Raw genomic sequence first — 18,075 nt, 5'->3', positions numbered from 1 at the left:
CCGGTTACATTTCGAACCCGGAAGCTAAGCCTTACAGCGCCGATGGTACTGCAGGGGGGACCCTGTGGGAGAGTAGGACGCCGCCGAACAAATTTTGAGAAAGCCCCCGTACCATTCGGTACGGGGGCTTTCTGCGTTCAGGGACGCTGTGCCGACCCCTCCGCATCGCGTCGTGAACGGGGCGGGTAAGGTCAGGGGGCATCGTTGGCTCTTTTCCGCAGGAGGCCCCCGGGTGGAGGTCCAGGAGACCCGTGTCCAGACGGACCGGGTCCTCACCATCCCGAACATCCTCAGTATGGCGCGTCTCGTCGGCGTGCCCATCTTCCTGTGGTTGATCCTCAGGCCCGAGTTCGGCGGGCCCAAGAGCGACGGCTGGGCGCTGTTCATCCTCGTCCTGAGCGGGGTCAGCGACTACCTGGACGGCAAACTCGCCCGGCGCTGGAACCAGATCAGCAGCCTCGGCCGGCTTCTGGACCCCGCGGCTGACCGGCTCTACATCGCGTCGACGCTGGTCGGCCTGACCTGGCGCGGCATCCTGCCCCTGTGGCTGACCGGGATCCTGGTGGCGCGTGAGCTGGTCCTCCTGGTGATGGTGGGCATCCTCAGACGGCACGGGTATCCGCCGCCCCAGGTGAACTTCCTGGGGAAGGCCGCTACCTTCAACCTGATGTACGCCTTCCCACTGCTGCTTCTCAGTGACGGGCATGGTTGGATCGCGTCACTCGCTGCTATTTTCGGATGGGCGTTCGCCGGGTGGGGTACAACCCTGTACTGGTGGGCAGGAGTTCTCTACGTGGTCCAGGTCCGCCGCCTTGTCCGAGCGGATGCCAAGGCCGATTGAGCTCGCCGATTGGCGGCCCCCGAGGATCGAAGACCCGCGCCGGGAAACTGCGGGACAATCCAGACGGGTGAAGTCGGCTGGACCGTCGTCTCTTCGAGGAGGACGCTTCCGACATGAAGGCCGTCGTAATGGCCGGAGGCGAGGGCACCCGCCTTCGCCCCATGACTTCAAGCATGCCCAAGCCGCTCCTGCCGGTGGTCAACCGCCCGATCATGGAGCATGTGCTGAGGCTGCTCAAAAGGCATGGGCTCAACGAAACCGTGGTCACGGTTCAATTTCTGGCCTCATTGGTCAAGAACTACTTCGGTGACGGCGAGGAGCTCGGGATGGAGCTCACCTATGCCAACGAGGAGAAGCCACTCGGTACCGCCGGGAGCGTCAAGAACGCAGAGGAAGCACTCAAGGACGACGCGTTCCTCGTCATCTCCGGTGATGCCCTGACCGACTTCGATCTCACCGATCTGGTCAACTTCCACAAGGAAAAGGGCGCCCTGGTCACCGTCTGTCTGACCCGTGTGCCCAATCCTCTGGAATTCGGTATCACGATCGTCGACGAAGAGGGAAAGGTCGAGCGCTTCCTCGAGAAGCCGACCTGGGGCCAGGTCTTCTCCGACACCGTGAACACGGGCATCTATGTCATGGAGCCCGAGGTCTTCGACTACGTCGAGCCGGATGTTCCTGTCGACTGGTCCGGTGATGTCTTCCCTCAGCTGATGAAGGAGGGCAAGCCGATCTACGGCTATGTCGCCGAGGGCTACTGGGAGGACGTCGGTACCCACGAGAGCTATGTGAAGGCGCAGGCCGACGTCCTGGAGGGCAAGGTCGACGTCGAGATCGACGGTTTCGAGATCTCCCCGGGCGTCTGGGTGGCCGAGGGCGCGGAGGTGCACCCCGACGCCGTGCTGCGCGGGCCGCTCTACATCGGTGACTACGCCAAGGTCGAGGCCGGCGCCGAAATCAGGGAGCACACGGTCGTCGGCTCGAACGTCGTCGTCAAGAGCGGGGCCTTTCTGCACAAGGCCGTCGTCCACGACAACGTGTACATCGGCCAGCACAGCAATCTTCGGGGCTGTGTGGTCGGAAAGAACACCGACATCATGCGCGCGGCACGGATCGAGGACGGCGCCGTCATCGGCGATGAGTGCCTCATCGGTGAAGAATCGATCGTGCAGGGCAATGTCCGGGTCTACCCGTTCAAGACCATCGAGGCCGGGGCGTTCGTCAACACCTCGGTCATCTGGGAGTCGCGGAGCCAGGCGCATCTGTTCGGCGCCCGTGGCGTCTCCGGGATCCTGAACGTCGAGATCACCCCGGAACTGGCGGTGCGGCTGGCCGGGGCCTATGCGACCACGCTGAAGAAGGGGTCCACGGTCACCACGGCCCGCGACCACTCCCGTGGCGCGCGTGCGCTGAAGCGTGCGGTCATCTCCGCGCTCCAGGCCAGCGCCATCGACGTACGCGACCTGGAGAACGTCCCGCTGCCCGTCGCCCGGCAGCAGACCGCGCGGGGCAGCGCCGGCGGCATCATGATCCGGACGTCTCCCGGTGTGCCGGACTCCGTCGACATCATGTTTTTCGACGGGCAGGGCGCTGATCTGTCGCAGGCTGGTCAGCGGAAGCTGGACCGGGTGTTCGGGCGGCAGGAGTACCGGCGGGCCTTCCCCGGTGAGATCGGGGACCTGTACTTCCCGTCCAGCGTCTTCGACTCGTACACCGGTTCGCTGCTGCGGAGTGTCGACACCTCGGGCATCGCCGACTCGGGCCTCAAGGTGGTCGTGGACGCCTCCAACGGCAGCGCCGGCCTCGTCCTGCCCAGCCTGCTGGGCAAGCTGGGGGTGGACTCGCTGACGATCAACCCGGGTCTCGACGAGTCCCGGCCCACGGAGTCCATCGAGGCGCGGCGATCGGGGCTGGTACGGCTCGGTGAGATCGTGGCGTCGTCGCGGGCGGCCTTCGGCGTGCGGTTCGACCCCGTGGGCGAGCGGCTGTCGCTCGTCGACGAGAAGGGGCGGATCGTCGAGGACGACCGGGCGCTGCTGGTCATGCTCGACCTGGTGGCCGCCGAGCGGCGCAGCGGGCGGGTGGCGCTGCCTGTGACCACCACGAGGATCGCCGAACAGGTGGCGGCGTACCACGGGACCCAGGTCGAGTGGACCACCACCTCGCCCGACGACCTCACGCGGGTGGGACAGGACGAGTCGACGATCTTCGGTGGCGACGGACGCGGTGGGTTCATCGTGCCGGAGTTCAGCAGCGTCTTCGACGGGACGGCGGCCTTCGTACGGCTCATCGGGCTCGTGGCCCGTACGCAGCTCACCCTCAGCCAGATCGACGCGCGGATTCCGCGGGCGCACGTCCTCAAGCGCGATCTCGCGACCCCGTGGGCCGTCAAGGGGCTCGTGATGCGCCGGGTCGTGGAGGCGGCCGGTGAGCGCTTCGTGGACACGACCGACGGCGTGCGGGTCGTCGAGGCGGACGGGCGGTGGGTGCTGGTACTGCCCGACCCTGCCGAGGCCGTCACGCATCTGTGGGCCGAGGGCCCCGACGATGCTTCCGCGCAGGCCCTGCTGGACGAGTGGTCGGCGGTCGTGGACAGCGCCGGCCGATAAAACACCCCCCACGCGCGCGTGCCGGACATGTGTCCCCAAGGGGGCCTGTCCGGCACGCCGGTGGGGCCATTCGGAGGTATCACGCGCGACGTGCGACGATGTGCGGCATGCCGCAGCCGCCCCCCGTTCGGAGCACACCCGCGCGCCCCAGGCGTCCGGACGCGTCCATGTCGTTGCTCACCAACGTCATGGATCACAGCCTCGACGACGGATACGCCGAGGCCGCCGCCCGGAAGAAGGCCGAGGGCGCCGGTGGCATGCCCAGGACGGTGCGCGCCAAGCTCGGTCTCGCGGCCGGGCTCGTGCTCGCCGCCCTCGTGGTGACCGTGGGCGCCGCGCAGGCCCGTATCGCGGCCCCGACGGTCGCCAAGGAGCGTCAGGAACTGATCGACCGCGTCCAGCGGGAGACGGCGGCTGCGGACAAGCTGGAGGCCTCGGTCGACGACCTGCGTGACGACGTGAGCGCGCGGCAGCGTGCGGCCCTCAAGAACCGCGGGGGCGGAAACGACCTCGTGGGCATCCTGTCGGGTGCCGTCGCCGTGCACGGGCCCGGCGTGAAGCTCGTCGTGAACGACGCGAAGGAAGCCACCACGGGCGGTGACGGCAATCCTCGCGAGACCTCCGGCTTCTCCGACACCGGGCGCGTCCGCGACCGCGACATGCAGCGCGTCGTCAATGGGCTGTGGGAGTCGGGGGCCGAGGCGATCGCGATCAACGGGCAGCGGCTGACGGCCCTCTCGGCGATCAGGGCCGCGGGAGACGCGATACTGGTCGACAACAGACCGCTGGTGCCGCCGTACACGGTGCTCGCGGTGGGGGACGGCCAGCGGCTGAGCACCAGCTTCCAGAACAGCGCCGACGGGCTGTACCTGCATGCGCTGCAGCAGAACTACGGGATCCGGACGGCCATTTCCACCGAGGGCGACGTCCGGCTGCCCGCAGCACCGAGTGTGATCGTACGTACAGCACAACAGAGCACAGGGAAGGGCACATCGTGATCGCCGTACTGGGCCTCGTCGTCGGAGTCGTGGTCGGCCTGCTGGTTCGGCCCGAGGTTCCAGCAGTCGTCGAGCCGTATCTCCCGATCGCCGTCGTCGCGGCGCTGGACGCCGTGTTCGGCGGTCTTCGGGCCATGCTCGACGGCATCTTCGACGACAAGGTGTTCGTCGTGTCGTTCCTGTCGAACGTGGTGGTGGCGGCACTGATCGTGTTCCTCGGCGACAAGTTGGGCGTCGGCGCGCAGCTGTCCACCGGTGTCGTGGTCGTCCTCGGAATCCGGATCTTCTCCAACGCCGCGGCGATCCGCCGGCACGTGTTCCGGGCGTGATGGGGATGAGCAACGACGACGTGACCCCCAGGCCTGAGCGGGATCCCGAGCACGAGCAGGACTCCGGGCAGGGCCAGGACTCCGGGCGTGGCCAGGACTCCGAGCGTGGGCAGGACCCCGAGCAGCGCCAGGAGCCCGGGCAGGGCCAGGACTCCGGACAGCGCCAGGGCCCCAGGCGCGGGCAGGACTCCGAGCGGGAACAGGAGCCCCGGCCAGAGCAAGGCCCCAGCCGTGAGCCGGGTCCCCGGCACCAGCTGCACGCCAGGCATGAGCGGGCTCCCCGTCACGAACTGCGACCCCGTCATCAGCGGGGTCCCGAGCATGCGCAGGAGCCTCGGCGTGCGGACGACCGCGCACGTGAGCAGGGCCCCGACCGCCGGCCGGATCCGAGGCACGAGCGAGGTCCCCAGCATCAGCAGGGTCCTCAGCATCAGCAGGGTCCTCAGGACGAACATGGTCTCCGGCACCAGCAGGGTCCTCAGGACGAGCGAGGTCCGCGACACGAGCGCGGTCCCGAGCACGGGCGCGGGCCGGGGCCCGAGCACCGGCTGCGCCGGGAGCTTCCGCAGGAGATCCCTGCGCCGGCTCCCGGGGCCGCGCGGTCACCCGAGGGGGCCGAGCAGCCGGTTGCCGCGGTGACCGGCCGTCAGCGCCTGGCGAAGAGCGTGTGGCCGCCGCGGGTCACCCGGGCCCAACTCATCGTCGCGCTCCTGCTGTTCGGCCTGGGCTTCGGCCTCGCCGTGCAGGTCGCGTCCAACAGCAACGGAAGCAGTGCCCTGCGCGGCGCACGCCAGGAAGATCTTGTTCGCATCCTCGATGAACTGGACAACCGTACCCAGCGTCTTCAAGACGAGAAGCAGGGGCTCGAAGATCAACGGTCCGAGCTGGAGAACAGCTCGGACCGTGCCGAGGAGGCCCGCAAGCAGACCGCCGAGAAGGAGAAGCAACTCGGCATCCTTGCGGGCACGGTGCCGGCACAGGGCCCCGGCATCACGATGACCATCGGGGACACGAAGGGAACGGTCCAGGCGGACATGCTGCTCGACGCGATCCAGGAGCTGCGCGCGGCCGGTGCGGAGGCCATAGAGGTGAACGGCGTACGGGTCGTCGCCAGCACGTATCTGTCGGATTCGGGCAAGAGCGTGAGCGTCGACGGGAACAAGATCACCCAGCCTTATCGTTTCAAGGTCATCGGCAAGCCGCAGGACCTGGAGCCGGCGCTCAACATCCCGGGAGGCGTGGTGCAGACCCTCGAGAAGGAGCAGGCCACGGTCGCCGTGGAGGGTTCGACGAAGATCGTCGTCGACGCCTTGCGGGCGGCGAAGCAGCCTGACTACGCTCGGTCGTCCTCACAGTGAACCGGGAGTGCATGGAGCCCATCCGGCGAGGGCATCAGGTTGCGGGGGGTCGGCGCACCGAATGGGTGGTGCGTGGTGGAAACTGTCTGGTGGATACGGACGTTGTGAGGATGTCCGGGTCGGCCGGTGTATGCAATGAGGGTTCGTCCTGCCCCACGGGCGGGTCTGTTTCGGTCAAGGGGAATCGCCCGTGAAGTTGTTTGCGAAGTTGTTCGGCAAGAGCGCGCGAGAGGGCAATGACAACGCGTCCGCCCGCCATCGCGCACAGCCACAAGACGCGGAGGGCCAGCGCCCGCTGTTCCGGGACCAGGTCACTGGTCCGGGTGGTCACATTTCCGGAGGCCAGGGCGCGCCGTCTGTTGACCCTGGCGCGTCCGGCCCCATAGGTTTCGGGGACATGTCGGCCCAGGTGTGTACGAGGTGCGGCCACCGCAACGCGGAGAACAGCCGCTTCTGCTCCAACTGCGGCGCGCCGCTTCGGCCCGGGGCGGTTCCGGAGCGCGCGTCCGAGACCACGTCCACGATCTCCATCTCCGGTCTCGAGGCGTACGACGCGGAGGCGGCCGGCCAGTCGGCCGTGCCCACGCTCTCCCCGGAGGCGCAGGCGGCGGTCGACGCGCTGCCGTTCGGCTCGGCGCTGCTGGTGGTGCGTCGCGGCCCCAACTCGGGCAGCCGCTTCCTGCTGGACAGCGACCTGACCACGGCGGGGCGTCATCCGCAGAGCGACATCTTCCTCGACGATGTGACGGTGTCGCGTCGCCATGTGGAGTTCCGCCGCGGCCCGGACGGTTCGTTCTCGGTCGCCGACGTCGGCAGCCTCAACGGCACGTACGTCAACCGTGAGCGCATCGACCAGGTCCTGCTCCACAACGGCGACGAGGTCCAGATCGGCAAGTACCGACTGGTCTTCTACGCCAACCAGCGGGGCATCTGACCGTCCCCCAGACTCCGTCCGGGGGGACTCCAGGGAAGGTCCCATGCTTCACACACCGAGCGGCGGTGCCGACAGCGGCACCGTCGCCCCGGACCGCGGGCTGATGAGCATCGGCACCGTGCTGAACGTGCTGCGCGAGGAATTCCCCGAAGTCACCGTCTCCAAGATCCGTTTCCTGGAGTCGGAGGGCCTGATCGAGCCGCAGCGCACCCCCTCGGGGTATCGCAAGTTCAGCGCGCGGGACGTCGAGCGGCTCGGTCATGTGCTGAGGATGCAGCGGGACCACTATCTGCCGCTCAAGGTCATCCGTGAGCACCTGGACGCCCTGGAGCGGGGCGAAGAGGTGCGGTTGCCGTCCCTGGGCCGTCCGCGTGACGCCGGTGACGGGGAGCTGCTGGAGGACCTTCTGGGCGAGCCCGAGGCCGCTCCCGCCGCGCGGATCGACCGCGACGAGCTGATGACGGCCGCCGGGATCAGCGCCGAGCAGCTCGCGGAGTGGGAGTCATACGGCCTGGTCACGCCCCTGGTGGAGGGGATCTACGACGCCGAGGCCGTCACGCTGGCCACTCTGCTGGCCGAACTGGGCCGCCATGGCATCGAGCCACGTCATCTGCGGGTGATGAAGGCCGCCGCGGACCGCGAGGCGGGCCTGGTGGACCAGGTGGTGGCCCCGTTGCGCCGCCATCGCAACCCGCAGACCAGGGCGCACGCCGAAGCCCGTACGAAGGAGCTGGCCGGGCTGGCGGTCAAGCTGCACGCGGCACTGGTGCAGGCCGCGCTGGGCGTACGCCTGCCCTGAACCGGAGCGTTCGCCGTCGGCGGATCCGCCCGTCGTTCTGTGCCCGACTACCCAAACATCCCGACCACGGCCTAGGGTTGCTGTGTGAACGAGCTCGATGTCGTAGGTGTCCGGGTCGAGATGCCCTCCAACCAACCGATCGTGCTCCTGCGTGAAGTGGGAGGCGACCGCTACCTCCCCATCTGGATCGGCCCCGGGGAGGCGACGGCGATCGCGTTCGCCCAGCAGGGCATGGCCCCCGCGCGACCGCTGACGCACGACCTGTTCAAGGACGTGCTGGAAGCCGTCGGTCAGGAGCTCACGGAAGTACGCATCACGGATCTGCGTGAAGGCGTCTTCTACGCCGAGCTGGTCTTCGCCAGCGGCGTCGAGGTGAGTGCCCGGCCCTCCGATGCCATAGCGCTCGCCCTGCGTACCGGTACGCCGATCTACGGCAGTGACGGGGTGCTGGACGACGCGGGTATCGCGATCCCGGACGAGCAGGAGGACGAGGTCGAGAAGTTCCGCGAGTTCCTCGACCAGATCTCTCCCGAGGACTTCGGTACGAGCAGCCAGTGACACGCCCCGCGGGGCGTGCCGGACGGGGTGGCTGGGCCGAGGAGCGGCTGCGCCGCGCGCAGGGTGCCCCCGGGGGCGGCCCGCGGTCGCTTCCATATACGGGCCGAGAAGGCCCTGACCTCCGCAGGGCGTGAGGAGACCGCGCGGTCGGCGCCGGAAGGCCGCGGAACGGAGTGCGGGGGTCTGACGGGCGCGCCGGCCGTACCGGAACAGGCGCGCTGGGAGACCGGGACTCTGAGAGCATGCAGGTCACGCCGTGGAGCGGGGCGACCGGCGATGAGCCGTCGTGAAGCCCGATGCGGCAGCCGGAGACGCGACCTCCGCGGTCACCGCTCGATGGTCTGTACGGCATCTCACGATCCGCCGCCAGAGCATTCGGCTAGCCTTTCCCCGCGGTGGGGCACGAGAAACCACTCCTAGGGTGATTATCACTCGGCGTGCCGAGTGTGGCGATCGTTGACGCACCCCTGGTGACTGCCTACCGTCGAGAGGGCAGGTCAAGGACGGAGGTCGGCGTGAGAAGCAGCGGCGGCGGTACGGCAGGGGGGGCTCCCGGACGCAGTCTGGGAGAGAACGGTCCGTACCCTCCTCCAAGCTCTCGGCTCCGCGCGAGCGGGGCATGCCCCCACCACGACGACACGGCCGGCACCGCCCCTCAGCGGCCGACGGCCGTGGCGGGCGACGCGGGGGTGGCGGCCGAGCATGTCGGCTATCGCGGCCCCACGGCGTGCGCCGCCGCGGGCATCACCTACCGGCAGCTGGACTACTGGGCCAGAACGGGTCTCGTCGAACCGAGCGTGCGCCCGGCGTACGGGTCCGGGACCCAGCGGCTGTACAGCTTCCGGGACGTCGTCGTCCTCAAGATCGTCAAGCGCTTCCTCGACACCGGCGTGTCCCTGCAGAACATCCGCACCGCCGTCCAGCACCTCAGGGAGCGCGGCTTCTCCGACCTGGAGCGGATGACGCTGATGAGCGACGGCGCGACGGTCTACGAGTGCACCTCACCCGACGAGGTCCACGCCCTGCTCCAGGGCGGTCAGGGCATCTTCGGCATCGCCGTGGGCGTCGTGTGGCGTGACGTGGAGAGCGCACTGTCGCAGCTCCATGGGGAACGGGTCGACACCGGGGAGACCATCGTCGGCCACAACCCCGCGGACGAACTGGCGCAGCGCCGCAACCGGGCGGTCTGACACACGCCGCGACCACGGGTCGCGTTGTCAGTGGCGTAGGGCAGCATCGGAGATGTGAGAACCGCGCCCACGATCCTGCATCTCGACATGGATGCCTTCTACGCCTCGGCGGAGCAGGCAGCCAAGCCGAGCCTGCGCGGGAAGGCCGTCGTCGTGGGCGGCCTGGGGCCCCGCGGGGTGGTGGCGACGGCGTCCTACGAGGCGCGCGTGTTCGGGGTGCACTCGGCGATGCCGATGGCCCAGGCGCGTCGCCTCGCACCGAACGCCGCGTATCTGACGCCGCGCTTCGGGTTCTACCGGCAGATCAGCGAGCAGGTCATGACCCTGCTGAGGGCCCTGTCGCCGCTGGTGGAGCCGCTGAGCCTCGATGAGGCGTTCGTGGACCTGGAGGCCGGGGGAGTGGCCTGGGACGAGGAGTCGGCGCGGCTCGTGGGGGTCAGGCTGCGCGCGGACATCCGGTCGGTCACGGGGCTGACGGGCTCGGTGGGACTCGCCGCCTCCAAGATGCTCGCCAAGATCGCCTCCGAGCAGGCCAAGCCGGACGGCCTGGTGCTGATCCCGCCGGGCACCGAGCGGGCGCTGCTCGGCCCGATGTCGGTGCGCACGCTGCCCGGGGTCGGGCCCGCCACCGGGGACCATCTGCGGAGGGCCGGGATCACCACGGTCGACGAGATCGCCGAGGCCGGCGAGGACGAACTGGTCAGGCTGCTGGGCAAGGCCCATGGGCAGGCGCTGTACGCCATGGCGCTGGCCCGGGACGACCGGCCCGTCGTCGCGGAGCGGGAAGCCAAGTCGGTGTCGGTCGAGGACACGTACGACGTCGACATCCATGACCGGATCCGGGTCGGACTGGAGGTGCGGCGGCTCGCGGACCGTTGTGTGCGGCGGCTTCGGGACGCCGGAGTGTCGGGAAGGACCATCGTGCTGAAGGTGCGCAGGTACGACTTCTCGACCCTCACCCGCTCCGAGACCCTGCGCGGACCGACGGACGACCCCGCGGTGGTGCGCGAGGCGGCCGGGCGGCTGCTGGAGTCCGTGGACACCACCGGCGGGGTGCGGCTGCTGGGCGTCGGCGTCACCGGGCTCGCCGACTACACCCAGGAGGACCTGTTCGCCCAGGCGCATCTGGCGGCCGGGGAGGCGGTGGCGGAGGAGCGTGCGGAGGAGGAGGCCGTCGCCGGGCCCGCCGACGAGCCGCCGGAGGCACCGGCCGAGCCGGTCTGGCGCGCGGGGCAGGACGTGCGGCACATCGACCACGGGCACGGCTGGGTGCAGGGCAGTGGGCTGGGCAGGGTGACGATACGGTTCGAGACGCCCGACTCGGGGCCGGGCCGCGTGCGCACGTTCCGCACCGACGACCCCCGGCTGGAGCCGGCGGATCCGCTGCCCCTGGTGTCCCGAAGACCCGAGGCTGCCGCAGAGAGTCCCCAGGCTGCCGAGGAGAGCTCGGAGGCCGCCGAGGACAGTGCCCGCCCTCAGGCCCCGTCGGGCTTCGCCAGCCGCCCGAAGTCGCGGTCCGGCGGCGCGGGCGGCGGGGCCACGTCGAGCCCGTAGTGGTGGTAGAGCTGCAGTTCCTGCTCGGGGGAGAGATGCCGCCCGACCCCGAAGTCGGGTGCCTCCTTGATCAGCGCACGTTCGAAGGGCACGTAGAGCGCGCCCTCGACCAGCCGGCTGGGTTCCAGGGGCACGAACGCGTCCCTGCTGAACAGACCCGTCCGTATGGCCGCCCACTCCGGCACCCCGGTCGCGTCGTCGAGATAGATCTCGTCGATCGTGCCGATCTTGACGCCATTGCGGTCGAACGCCTTGCGGCCGATCAGATTCCGCGGATCGATCTCGGTCTGCACGGTCCCTCCAACTGGTCGCAACACATCCGTCAGCACTACAAAAGAGCACATTCAGCACGGCGGCCACTCGAAGGTTGTCCTGTTGTCCCCGCTGGTAGGCTGGCAAACGGCTGTCGACCCCGTGCGGGAGAGCCCTCCGGAGCGATCCGGAGGCGCCGAAGGAGCAAACCCTCCCCGGAAACTCTCAGGCACACGTACCGCACGGACGAGGTCACTCTGGAAAGCAGGGCGGGTGTCGACGGCTCCCGCTCTCACCGACGGTGAAAACCGGAACGCCTTCGGGCGGACCGGTGAAGCTCTCAGGTCGAGATGACAGAGGGGGAGGCCGTCGGGGTACCCACGCCGAGGTACCCCTCGAAGGTCGCGTCAGACCAGGAGGCCTCCGCAATGACCGCCCATCGCATTCCGCTCTCCAAGCTCGAGCAGGGTACGCCCTTCGAGCAGCGCCACATCGGGCCCGACCAGGAGGCGCGGGCCAAGATGCTCGCGCATGTCGGCTACGGCTCGCTCGACGAGCTCACGGCCGCCGCGGTCCCGGACGTGATCAAGAACGCCGACGCCCTGGACCTGCCGGGCGCACGCACCGAGGCCGAGGTGCTGGCCGAGCTGCGCTCGCTCGCCGACCGCAACCAGGTCCTCGACTCCATGATCGGTCTCGGGTACTACGGCACCTTCACGCCGCCGGTGATCCTCCGGAACGTGATGGAGAACCCGGCCTGGTACACCGCGTACACCCCCTACCAGCCGGAGATCTCGCAGGGTCGGCTGGAGGCGCTGCTGAACTTCCAGACCACGGTCGCCGACCTCACCGGCCTGCCGACCTCCGGCGCCTCCCTGCTCGACGAGGGCACGGCCGCCGCCGAGGCGATGGCGCTGTCCCGGCGCATGGGCAAGAACAAGAAGGGCCTGTTCCTGGTCGACGCGGACGTGCTGCCGCAGACCATCGCCGTGATCGAGACCCGTGCCGAGCCCACCGGGGTCGAGATCGTCGTCGCCGACCTCAGCGACGGCATCCCGGCCGAGGTCGCCGAGCGTGAGATCAACGGCGTACTGATCCAGTACCCGGGCGCCTCCGGTGCCGTACGCGACATCAAGCCGGTCATCGAGCAGGCCCACGAGCTGGGCGCGCTGGTCACCGTCGCCGCCGACCTGCTCGCGCTCACGCTGCTGACCTCCCCCGGCGAGCTGGGCGCCGACATCGCCGTCGGCACCACCCAGCGCTTCGGCGTGCCGATGGGCTTCGGCGGCCCGCACGCCGGCTACATGGCCGTGCACGAGAAGTTCGCCCGCAGCCTGCCGGGCCGGCTCGTGGGTGTCTCCGTGGACGCGGACGGACACAAGGCGTACCGGCTGGCGCTGCAGACGCGTGAGCAGCACATCCGCCGTGAGAAGGCGACCAGCAACATCTGCACCGCCCAGGTGCTGCTCGCGGTGATGGCCGGGATGTACGCCGTCTACCACGGGCCCGAGGGCCTGCGCACCATCGCGCAGCGCACGCACCGGTACGCCGCGATCCTGGCCGCGGGGCTCACCGCCGGCGGGGTCGAGGTCGTCCACGGTTCCTACTTCGACACCCTCACCGTGCGGGTGCCGGGCCGGGCCGACGCGGTCGTCACCGCCGCCCGCGAGCGGGGTGTGAACCTGTACCTCGTCGACGCAGACCACGTCTCGTTCGCCTGTGACGAGACGACCGGGCGGGCCCAGCTGGCCGCCGTCTGGGGCGCGTTCGGCGTCGAGGGCGATGTCGCGGCGCTCGACGGCACGACCGAGGACGCGCTTCCGCAGAAGCTGCTGCGCACCGGCGCCTACCTGACGCACCCGGTCTTCCACCAGCACCGTTCCGAGACCGCGATGCTGCGCTACCTGCGCCGGCTGGCCGACCGCGACTACGCGCTGGATCGGGGCATGATCCCGCTGGGCTCCTGCACCATGAAGCTCAACGCGACCACCGAGATGGAGCCGGTGACCTGGCCCGAGTTCGGGCAGCTGCACCCCTTCGCGCCCGCCGACCAGGCCGAGGGCTACCTCACGCTCATCCGTGAGCTGGAGGAGCGCCTCGCCGAGGTCACGGGCTACGACAAGGTCTCCCTCCAGCCCAACGCCGGTTCGCAGGGTGAGCTCGCCGGTCTGCTCGCGGTGCGCGGCTACCACCGTGCCAACGGCGACGACCAGCGCACGGTGTGCCTCATCCCGTCCTCCGCGCACGGCACCAACGCCGCCAGCGCCGTCATGGCCGGTATGAAGGTCGTCGTCGTGAAGACCGCCGAGGACGGCGAGATCGACGTCGTTGACCTGCGCGCCAAGATCGAGCAGTACCGCGACGAGCTGTCGGTGCTGATGATCACCTACCCGTCCACGCATGGTGTGTTCGAGGAGCACGTCGCCGACATCTGCGCCGCCGTGCACGAGGCCGGCGGCCAGGTGTACGTCGACGGCGCCAACCTCAACGCCCTGGTGGGCCTCGCCAAGCCCGGTCACTTCGGCGGCGACGTCTCGCACCTCAACCTGCACAAGACGTTCTGCATCCCGCACGGTGGCGGCGGCCCCGGCGTCGGCCCGGTCGGTGTGCGCGCTCACCTGGCGCCGTACCTGCCGAACCACCCGCTGCAGCCTGCGGCCGGCCCCGAGACAGGCGTCGGCCCGATCTCGGCCGCCCCGTGGGGCTCGGCGGGCATCCTGCCGATCTCGTGGACCTACGTCCGGCTGATGGGCGGCGAGGGTCTCAAGCGGGCCACGCAGATGGCCGTGCTCTCCGCCAACTACATCGCCAAGCGCCTGGAGCCGCACTTCCCCGTGCTCTACACCGGCCCGGGCGGTCTGGTCGCGCACGAGTGCATCGTCGACCTGCGCCCGCTGACCAAGGCGACCGGCGTCAGCGTCGACGACGTCGCCAAGCGGCTGATCGACTACGGCTTCCACGCGCCCACGATGTCGTTCCCGGTGGCCGGCACGCTGATGATCGAGCCGACCGAGTCCGAGGACCTCACCGAGATCGACCGGTTCTGCGACGCGATGATCGCCATCCGTTCCGAGATCGAGAAGGTCGGCTCGGGCCAGTGGCCCGCCGAGGACAACCCGCTGCGGGGCGCCCCGCATACCGCGGCGGCGCTCGGCGGCACGTGGGAGCACGCGTACACGCGTGAGGAGGCCGTCTTCCCGGCCGGTGTGTCGGCCGCGGACAAGTACTGGCCGCCGGTGCGCCGCATCGACCAGGCCTTCGGCGACCGCAACCTCGTCTGCTCCTGCCCGCCGCTGGACGCTTACGAGGAGTAATCGGCATAGGACATGCGTCGGGGCCGGTGCGGAGCGTATGTCTCCGGCCGGCCCCTCGTGTCACTGGGCAGCGTCTGCCCCTTGCCTCACGGGGCAGACGCTGCCCCGTGTGCGCCGCTCAGGCGGCCGTCATCACCTGGTCCGTGCCCAGCGGGCGGTGCGGAGCGATGATCTGGCCGTCGGGCAGAAGCTCACCGGTGTCCTCGAAGAGCAGAACGCCGTTGCACAGCAGGCTCCATCCCTGCTCCGGGTGGTGCGCCATGAGGCGGGCGGACTCCCGGTCGGCGGATTCGGCGGTCGGGCACGGTGGCTGGTGCTGGCACATGATGGATGGGATCTTTCGCTCTGTCGTGATGGGTGAGATGGCTGCCGTGTCTGTCCTGCGGCTTGTCATGTCGTCCATGGCCGCCCCCCGTAGGCGATACGTTCGGGACCCAGTCTTGCCCCACGGCTGTCGATCCGCAGGCATTTCGCTGTACCGGTTCTCACAGGTTCATGACGCGTCACCCGCGCGGACGGTTCAGCTCAACTCCCCGGTCCCTTCGGATGGTTTGTGATAGCCGGAAGAGGCTAGTCCGTGCAGGCCGGCCCCTGCACGGAACGTGCCCCGCGGCCGTTTCCGGCCGCGGGGCACGGGTCGGGTCGGGCTTGTCCTACGCGGGCGAGCCGAGCAGCGGGGCCGGTGCCATGCGCAGGGTGAGCACCGGCAGGAGGCCGGCGACGCCGTGCGGACGGTGGGCCGCTACCCCGGGCGGCGCCGGGGCGAGCGGGACCAGGAGATCGGTCGCGGCCAGGGAGCCCGCCGCGCCGTCGGCGGAGCAGTCGCCGTGCAGCCACAGGGTGAGCATGTACAGCTTCGGCACGGACAGCAGTCGGGCCTGGTAGGGCTGGGTCGCCGCCTCCTCCGCCTGGCGCAGGGCGCGTTCGGTGGCGGCGATGTAGGGGCCTTCGAAGAAGTGCGAGAACGCCCAGCCGTCAGGGGTGAGCATGGTCTCGGCTGCGGCGACCGCGCGGTCCCCGCAGCGGATGAGGAAGCGCCACCCTGCGAGGCGGGTGACCCACTCGCCGGTGGGAGTGATCCGGTCCAGTACGTGCACGGGCAGCGGGAGTTCGGGTGTCGCGGGTCCCTGGGCGGCTCGCAGGGACGGGGTACGAGCCTCCTGCACCGCGGTGGGGGAACCGAGTGCCGTGAGGACGGAACGGAGAGCGGGCGCGGGTGCCGGGGGGACATGCAGGAGCATGGTGGGTCGCCTCTCATTCGACAGGCAGTGGCGCGGGGGGCGGTGCGGGAAGGGGGCGGGCGGACGTCGCTGTCAGCTCTCGGGGTCAGAGGAGCGGGGGAGCCGTGCCCGGACGAATGGAGGCGCTTCGACGACAGGCCTCAGGACCGCGCGCGCCAACTCTCTCTGCCTCGTGCGGAAAGTTTATACGACACATGTTCATGCAATGTTTCGTCTAGTCGTCCCGCGGATGACGAGCAAGGCAATATCCGGTCGCTGATTGGCAGGGATTCATCCCGATATCGAGCGGGTTCACCGCGTATGACCTCGGATTACTCGTCCGTAGCGGACGGCCGATTCTCGTCGACGTTTTTTACGACGAGGTTGCGTCCAGAAAATGCATATCGCCGTATGCCGGGGGAATGTGCCCCGTGCCGCTTCCCACCAGCCTAGCGGGTGGCGGCCGTGCGCGGGGGCGTTATCGATCGCGTTGCCGGGGCATCATCCACCGTGACCCGAGGACAGCAGGGGCCGGGACGTCGGCCTGCCCATCCCAGGAGGGACGTAGTCGATGGGAGAGAAGGTCGTGGCAGGGGCGTTCGACCTGTCCGATCGTCAGCGCTACCGCGACAAGCTCAGGCGGTGTCTGACGGGATTTGCGCGACTGCTGGAGGAGGAGAGGTTCGATCGTCCGAAGAACCTCATGGGTCTGGAGATCGAATTGAATCTCGCCGGACCCGACGGCATGCCGAGGATGATGAATGCGGAAGTGCTGGAAAGGATTGCCAGTCGAGATTTCCAAACAGAACTCGCCATGTTCAACCTGGAAGTCAACATAGCTCCACACCGGCTGGGTGGCAGGGTATTCGACCGGCTCGCCGAGGAGTTGCGCACCTCGCTCGCGTATGCCCACCGGAAAGCGAACGAGGTCGACGCCGGCATCGTGATGATCGGTATTCTGCCGACACTCGACCGCGACGACCTGGTCTCCTCCAACCTGTCCGCCGTCGACCGGTACACCCTGCTCAACGACCAGATCGTGGCCGCCCGCGGCGAGGACTTCACCCTCGACATCGACGGGGTGGAGCGGCTCGTGTGCACCTCCCGCTCGATCGCGCCCGAGGCCGCCTGCACCTCCGTCCAGTTGCACCTCCAGGTGACCCCGGCCCGCTTCGCCGACGTGTGGAACGCGGCGCAGGCGGTCGCGGCGGCGCAGATCGCCGTCGGCGCCAACTCGCCCTTCCTGTTCGGGCGGGAACTCTGGCGCGAGTCCCGGCCGCCGCTGTTCCAGCAGTCCACCGACACCCGGCCGCCCGAACTGCAGGCGCAGGGGGTACGGCCGCGCACCTGGTTCGGGGAGCGCTGGATCACCTCGGCCTACGAGCTGTTCGAGGAGAACCTGCGCTACTTCCCGGCGCTGCTGCCCATCTGCGATCCCGAGGACCCCCTGCGGGTCCTCGACGAAGGCGGCACACCCAAGCTCGCCGAACTCGTCCTGCACAACGGCACGGTCTACCGCTGGAACAGGCCGGTGTACGGCATCGCCGACGGCGTCCCGCATCTACGGGTGGAGAACCGGGTGCTGCCCGCCGGACCCACCGTCGTCGACGTGATCGCCAACGCGGCCTTCTACTACGGCGTCGTCCGCGCCCTCGCCGAGGACGCGCGGCCGGTGTGGGCGCGGCTGCCGTTCGAGGCCGCGGCCGCCAACTTCGACAACGCCTGCCGCTACGGCATCGACGCCTGGCTGAAATGGCCGCGGCGCGGGCGGTACGGCGGGATGGCCGAGGTGGAGGCCGTGGACCTGGTGCGCGACGAACTGCTGCCGCTCGCCGAGGCAGGGCTCGACGCGTGGGGTGTCGAGCCGGCCGACCGGGACCTGTACCTCGGGGTGATCGAGGAGCGGTGCCGGTTGAGGACCAACGGCGCGACCTGGCAGTCCGCCACGTTCCACCGGGCGCTGGAGCAGGGGCTCGACCGGGACGCCGCACTGGCCGCGACGACCCGTCGGTACGGCCAGCTGATGCATCTGGGCGAGCCGGTGCACACCTGGCCGGTCGGGTTACCGGAACCGGTGCTGCTGGGCTGAGTGACCTCCCGGCCCGCTCCTCCCCGTAGA

General features: G+C 69.5%; 15 protein-coding genes, 1 rRNA gene and 1 riboswitch. Of the genes, 13 read left to right on the top strand and 3 right to left on the bottom strand.

What is annotated here, in order from left to right; genetic code table 11:
• The 11 genes from rrf to ACFYX0_RS21930 all read left to right on the top strand — a co-directional run.
• Positions 1-89, top strand: a 5S ribosomal RNA gene (rrf, locus tag ACFYX0_RS21980); the annotation flags it as partial.
• 143 nt (positions 90-232) lie between these two features.
• The gene (locus ACFYX0_RS21975; protein ID WP_388972452.1) at positions 233-841 is read left to right on the top strand and encodes a CDP-alcohol phosphatidyltransferase family protein; all 609 of its coding nucleotides are present in this window, start codon (positions 233-235) and stop codon (positions 839-841) included.
• Positions 842-954: 113 nt separating this feature from the next.
• Positions 955-3,450 carry a sugar phosphate nucleotidyltransferase gene (locus tag ACFYX0_RS21970; protein ID WP_388972449.1) on the top strand — a complete coding sequence of 832 codons (2,496 nt, stop codon included), beginning with the start codon at positions 955-957 and terminating at the stop codon, positions 3,448-3,450.
• A gap of 167 nt (positions 3,451-3,617) precedes the next feature.
• Positions 3,618-4,448: a DUF881 domain-containing protein gene (locus ACFYX0_RS21965; protein ID WP_388972446.1), complete on the top strand. Its 831-nt coding sequence runs from the start codon at positions 3,618-3,620 to the stop codon at positions 4,446-4,448.
• The gene (locus tag ACFYX0_RS21960; RefSeq protein ID WP_019708255.1) at positions 4,445-4,777 is read left to right on the top strand and encodes a small basic family protein; all 333 of its coding nucleotides are present in this window, start codon (positions 4,445-4,447) and stop codon (positions 4,775-4,777) included. Before ACFYX0_RS21965 ends, ACFYX0_RS21960 begins: the two co-directional genes overlap by 4 nt.
• 572 nt (positions 4,778-5,349) lie before the next feature.
• Positions 5,350-6,135 carry a DUF881 domain-containing protein gene (locus tag ACFYX0_RS21955; RefSeq protein WP_388972461.1) on the top strand — a complete coding sequence of 262 codons (786 nt, stop codon included), beginning with the start codon at positions 5,350-5,352 and terminating at the stop codon, positions 6,133-6,135.
• Between the two features lie 148 nt (positions 6,136-6,283).
• Positions 6,284-7,069, top strand: coding sequence for an FHA domain-containing protein (locus ACFYX0_RS21950; protein WP_388972459.1), 786 nt, complete (start codon positions 6,284-6,286; stop codon positions 7,067-7,069).
• 43 nt (positions 7,070-7,112) lie between these two features.
• Positions 7,113-7,868 (top strand): MerR family transcriptional regulator, encoded by a 756-nt coding sequence (locus ACFYX0_RS21945; RefSeq protein WP_388972444.1) that lies wholly within the window; start codon positions 7,113-7,115, stop codon positions 7,866-7,868.
• Between the two features lie 84 nt (positions 7,869-7,952).
• Positions 7,953-8,426: a bifunctional nuclease family protein gene (locus ACFYX0_RS21940; RefSeq protein WP_004002801.1), complete on the top strand. Its 474-nt coding sequence runs from the start codon at positions 7,953-7,955 to the stop codon at positions 8,424-8,426.
• A gap of 515 nt (positions 8,427-8,941) precedes the next feature.
• Positions 8,942-9,616: a MerR family transcriptional regulator gene (locus ACFYX0_RS21935; RefSeq protein ID WP_355921979.1), complete on the top strand. Its 675-nt coding sequence runs from the start codon at positions 8,942-8,944 to the stop codon at positions 9,614-9,616.
• A 54-nt stretch (positions 9,617-9,670) separates the two neighbouring features.
• Positions 9,671-11,170, top strand: a complete 1,500-nt coding sequence (locus ACFYX0_RS21930; protein ID WP_388972442.1) for a DNA polymerase IV — start codon at positions 9,671-9,673, stop codon at positions 11,168-11,170.
• On the opposite strand, the gene ACFYX0_RS21925 is transcribed toward ACFYX0_RS21930, so the two are convergent.
• Positions 11,092-11,463, bottom strand: a complete 372-nt coding sequence (locus tag ACFYX0_RS21925; RefSeq protein ID WP_355921985.1) for a PRC-barrel domain-containing protein — start codon at positions 11,461-11,463, stop codon at positions 11,092-11,094. The genes ACFYX0_RS21930 and ACFYX0_RS21925 overlap by 79 nt on opposite strands.
• 114 nt (positions 11,464-11,577) lie before the next feature.
• Positions 11,578-11,673: riboswitch (glycine riboswitch) on the top strand.
• Between the two features lie 177 nt (positions 11,674-11,850).
• On the opposite strand from ACFYX0_RS21925, the gene gcvP reads away from it, so the two are divergent.
• Positions 11,851-14,736, top strand: a complete 2,886-nt coding sequence (gcvP, locus tag ACFYX0_RS21920; protein ID WP_388972440.1) for an aminomethyl-transferring glycine dehydrogenase — start codon at positions 11,851-11,853, stop codon at positions 14,734-14,736.
• A gap of 118 nt (positions 14,737-14,854) precedes the next feature.
• Here the strand turns inward: gcvP and ACFYX0_RS21915 are convergent, their stop codons facing one another.
• On the bottom strand, positions 14,855-15,061 hold the full coding sequence (locus ACFYX0_RS21915; protein ID WP_355921991.1) for a DUF5999 family protein: 207 nt from the start codon (positions 15,059-15,061) through the stop codon (positions 14,855-14,857).
• A gap of 328 nt (positions 15,062-15,389) precedes the next feature.
• Positions 15,390-15,977 carry a hypothetical protein gene (locus ACFYX0_RS21910; protein ID WP_388972438.1) on the bottom strand — a complete coding sequence of 196 codons (588 nt, stop codon included), beginning with the start codon at positions 15,975-15,977 and terminating at the stop codon, positions 15,390-15,392.
• Positions 15,978-16,527: 550 nt separating this feature from the next.
• Here ACFYX0_RS21910 and ACFYX0_RS21905 point away from each other — a divergent pair.
• The gene (locus ACFYX0_RS21905; protein WP_388972436.1) at positions 16,528-18,045 is read left to right on the top strand and encodes a glutamate-cysteine ligase family protein; all 1,518 of its coding nucleotides are present in this window, start codon (positions 16,528-16,530) and stop codon (positions 18,043-18,045) included.
• The last annotated feature ends 30 nt before the right edge of the window (positions 18,046-18,075 follow it).

The sequence above is a fragment of the Streptomyces sp. NPDC002573 genome, assembly GCF_042889625.1.
GTDB classification, from domain to species: Bacteria; Actinomycetota; Actinomycetes; order Streptomycetales; family Streptomycetaceae; genus Streptomyces; species Streptomyces gibsoniae.
Note: the sequence above shows the minus strand (reverse complement) of the source record. Positions and strands in the feature narration are given on the sequence as shown.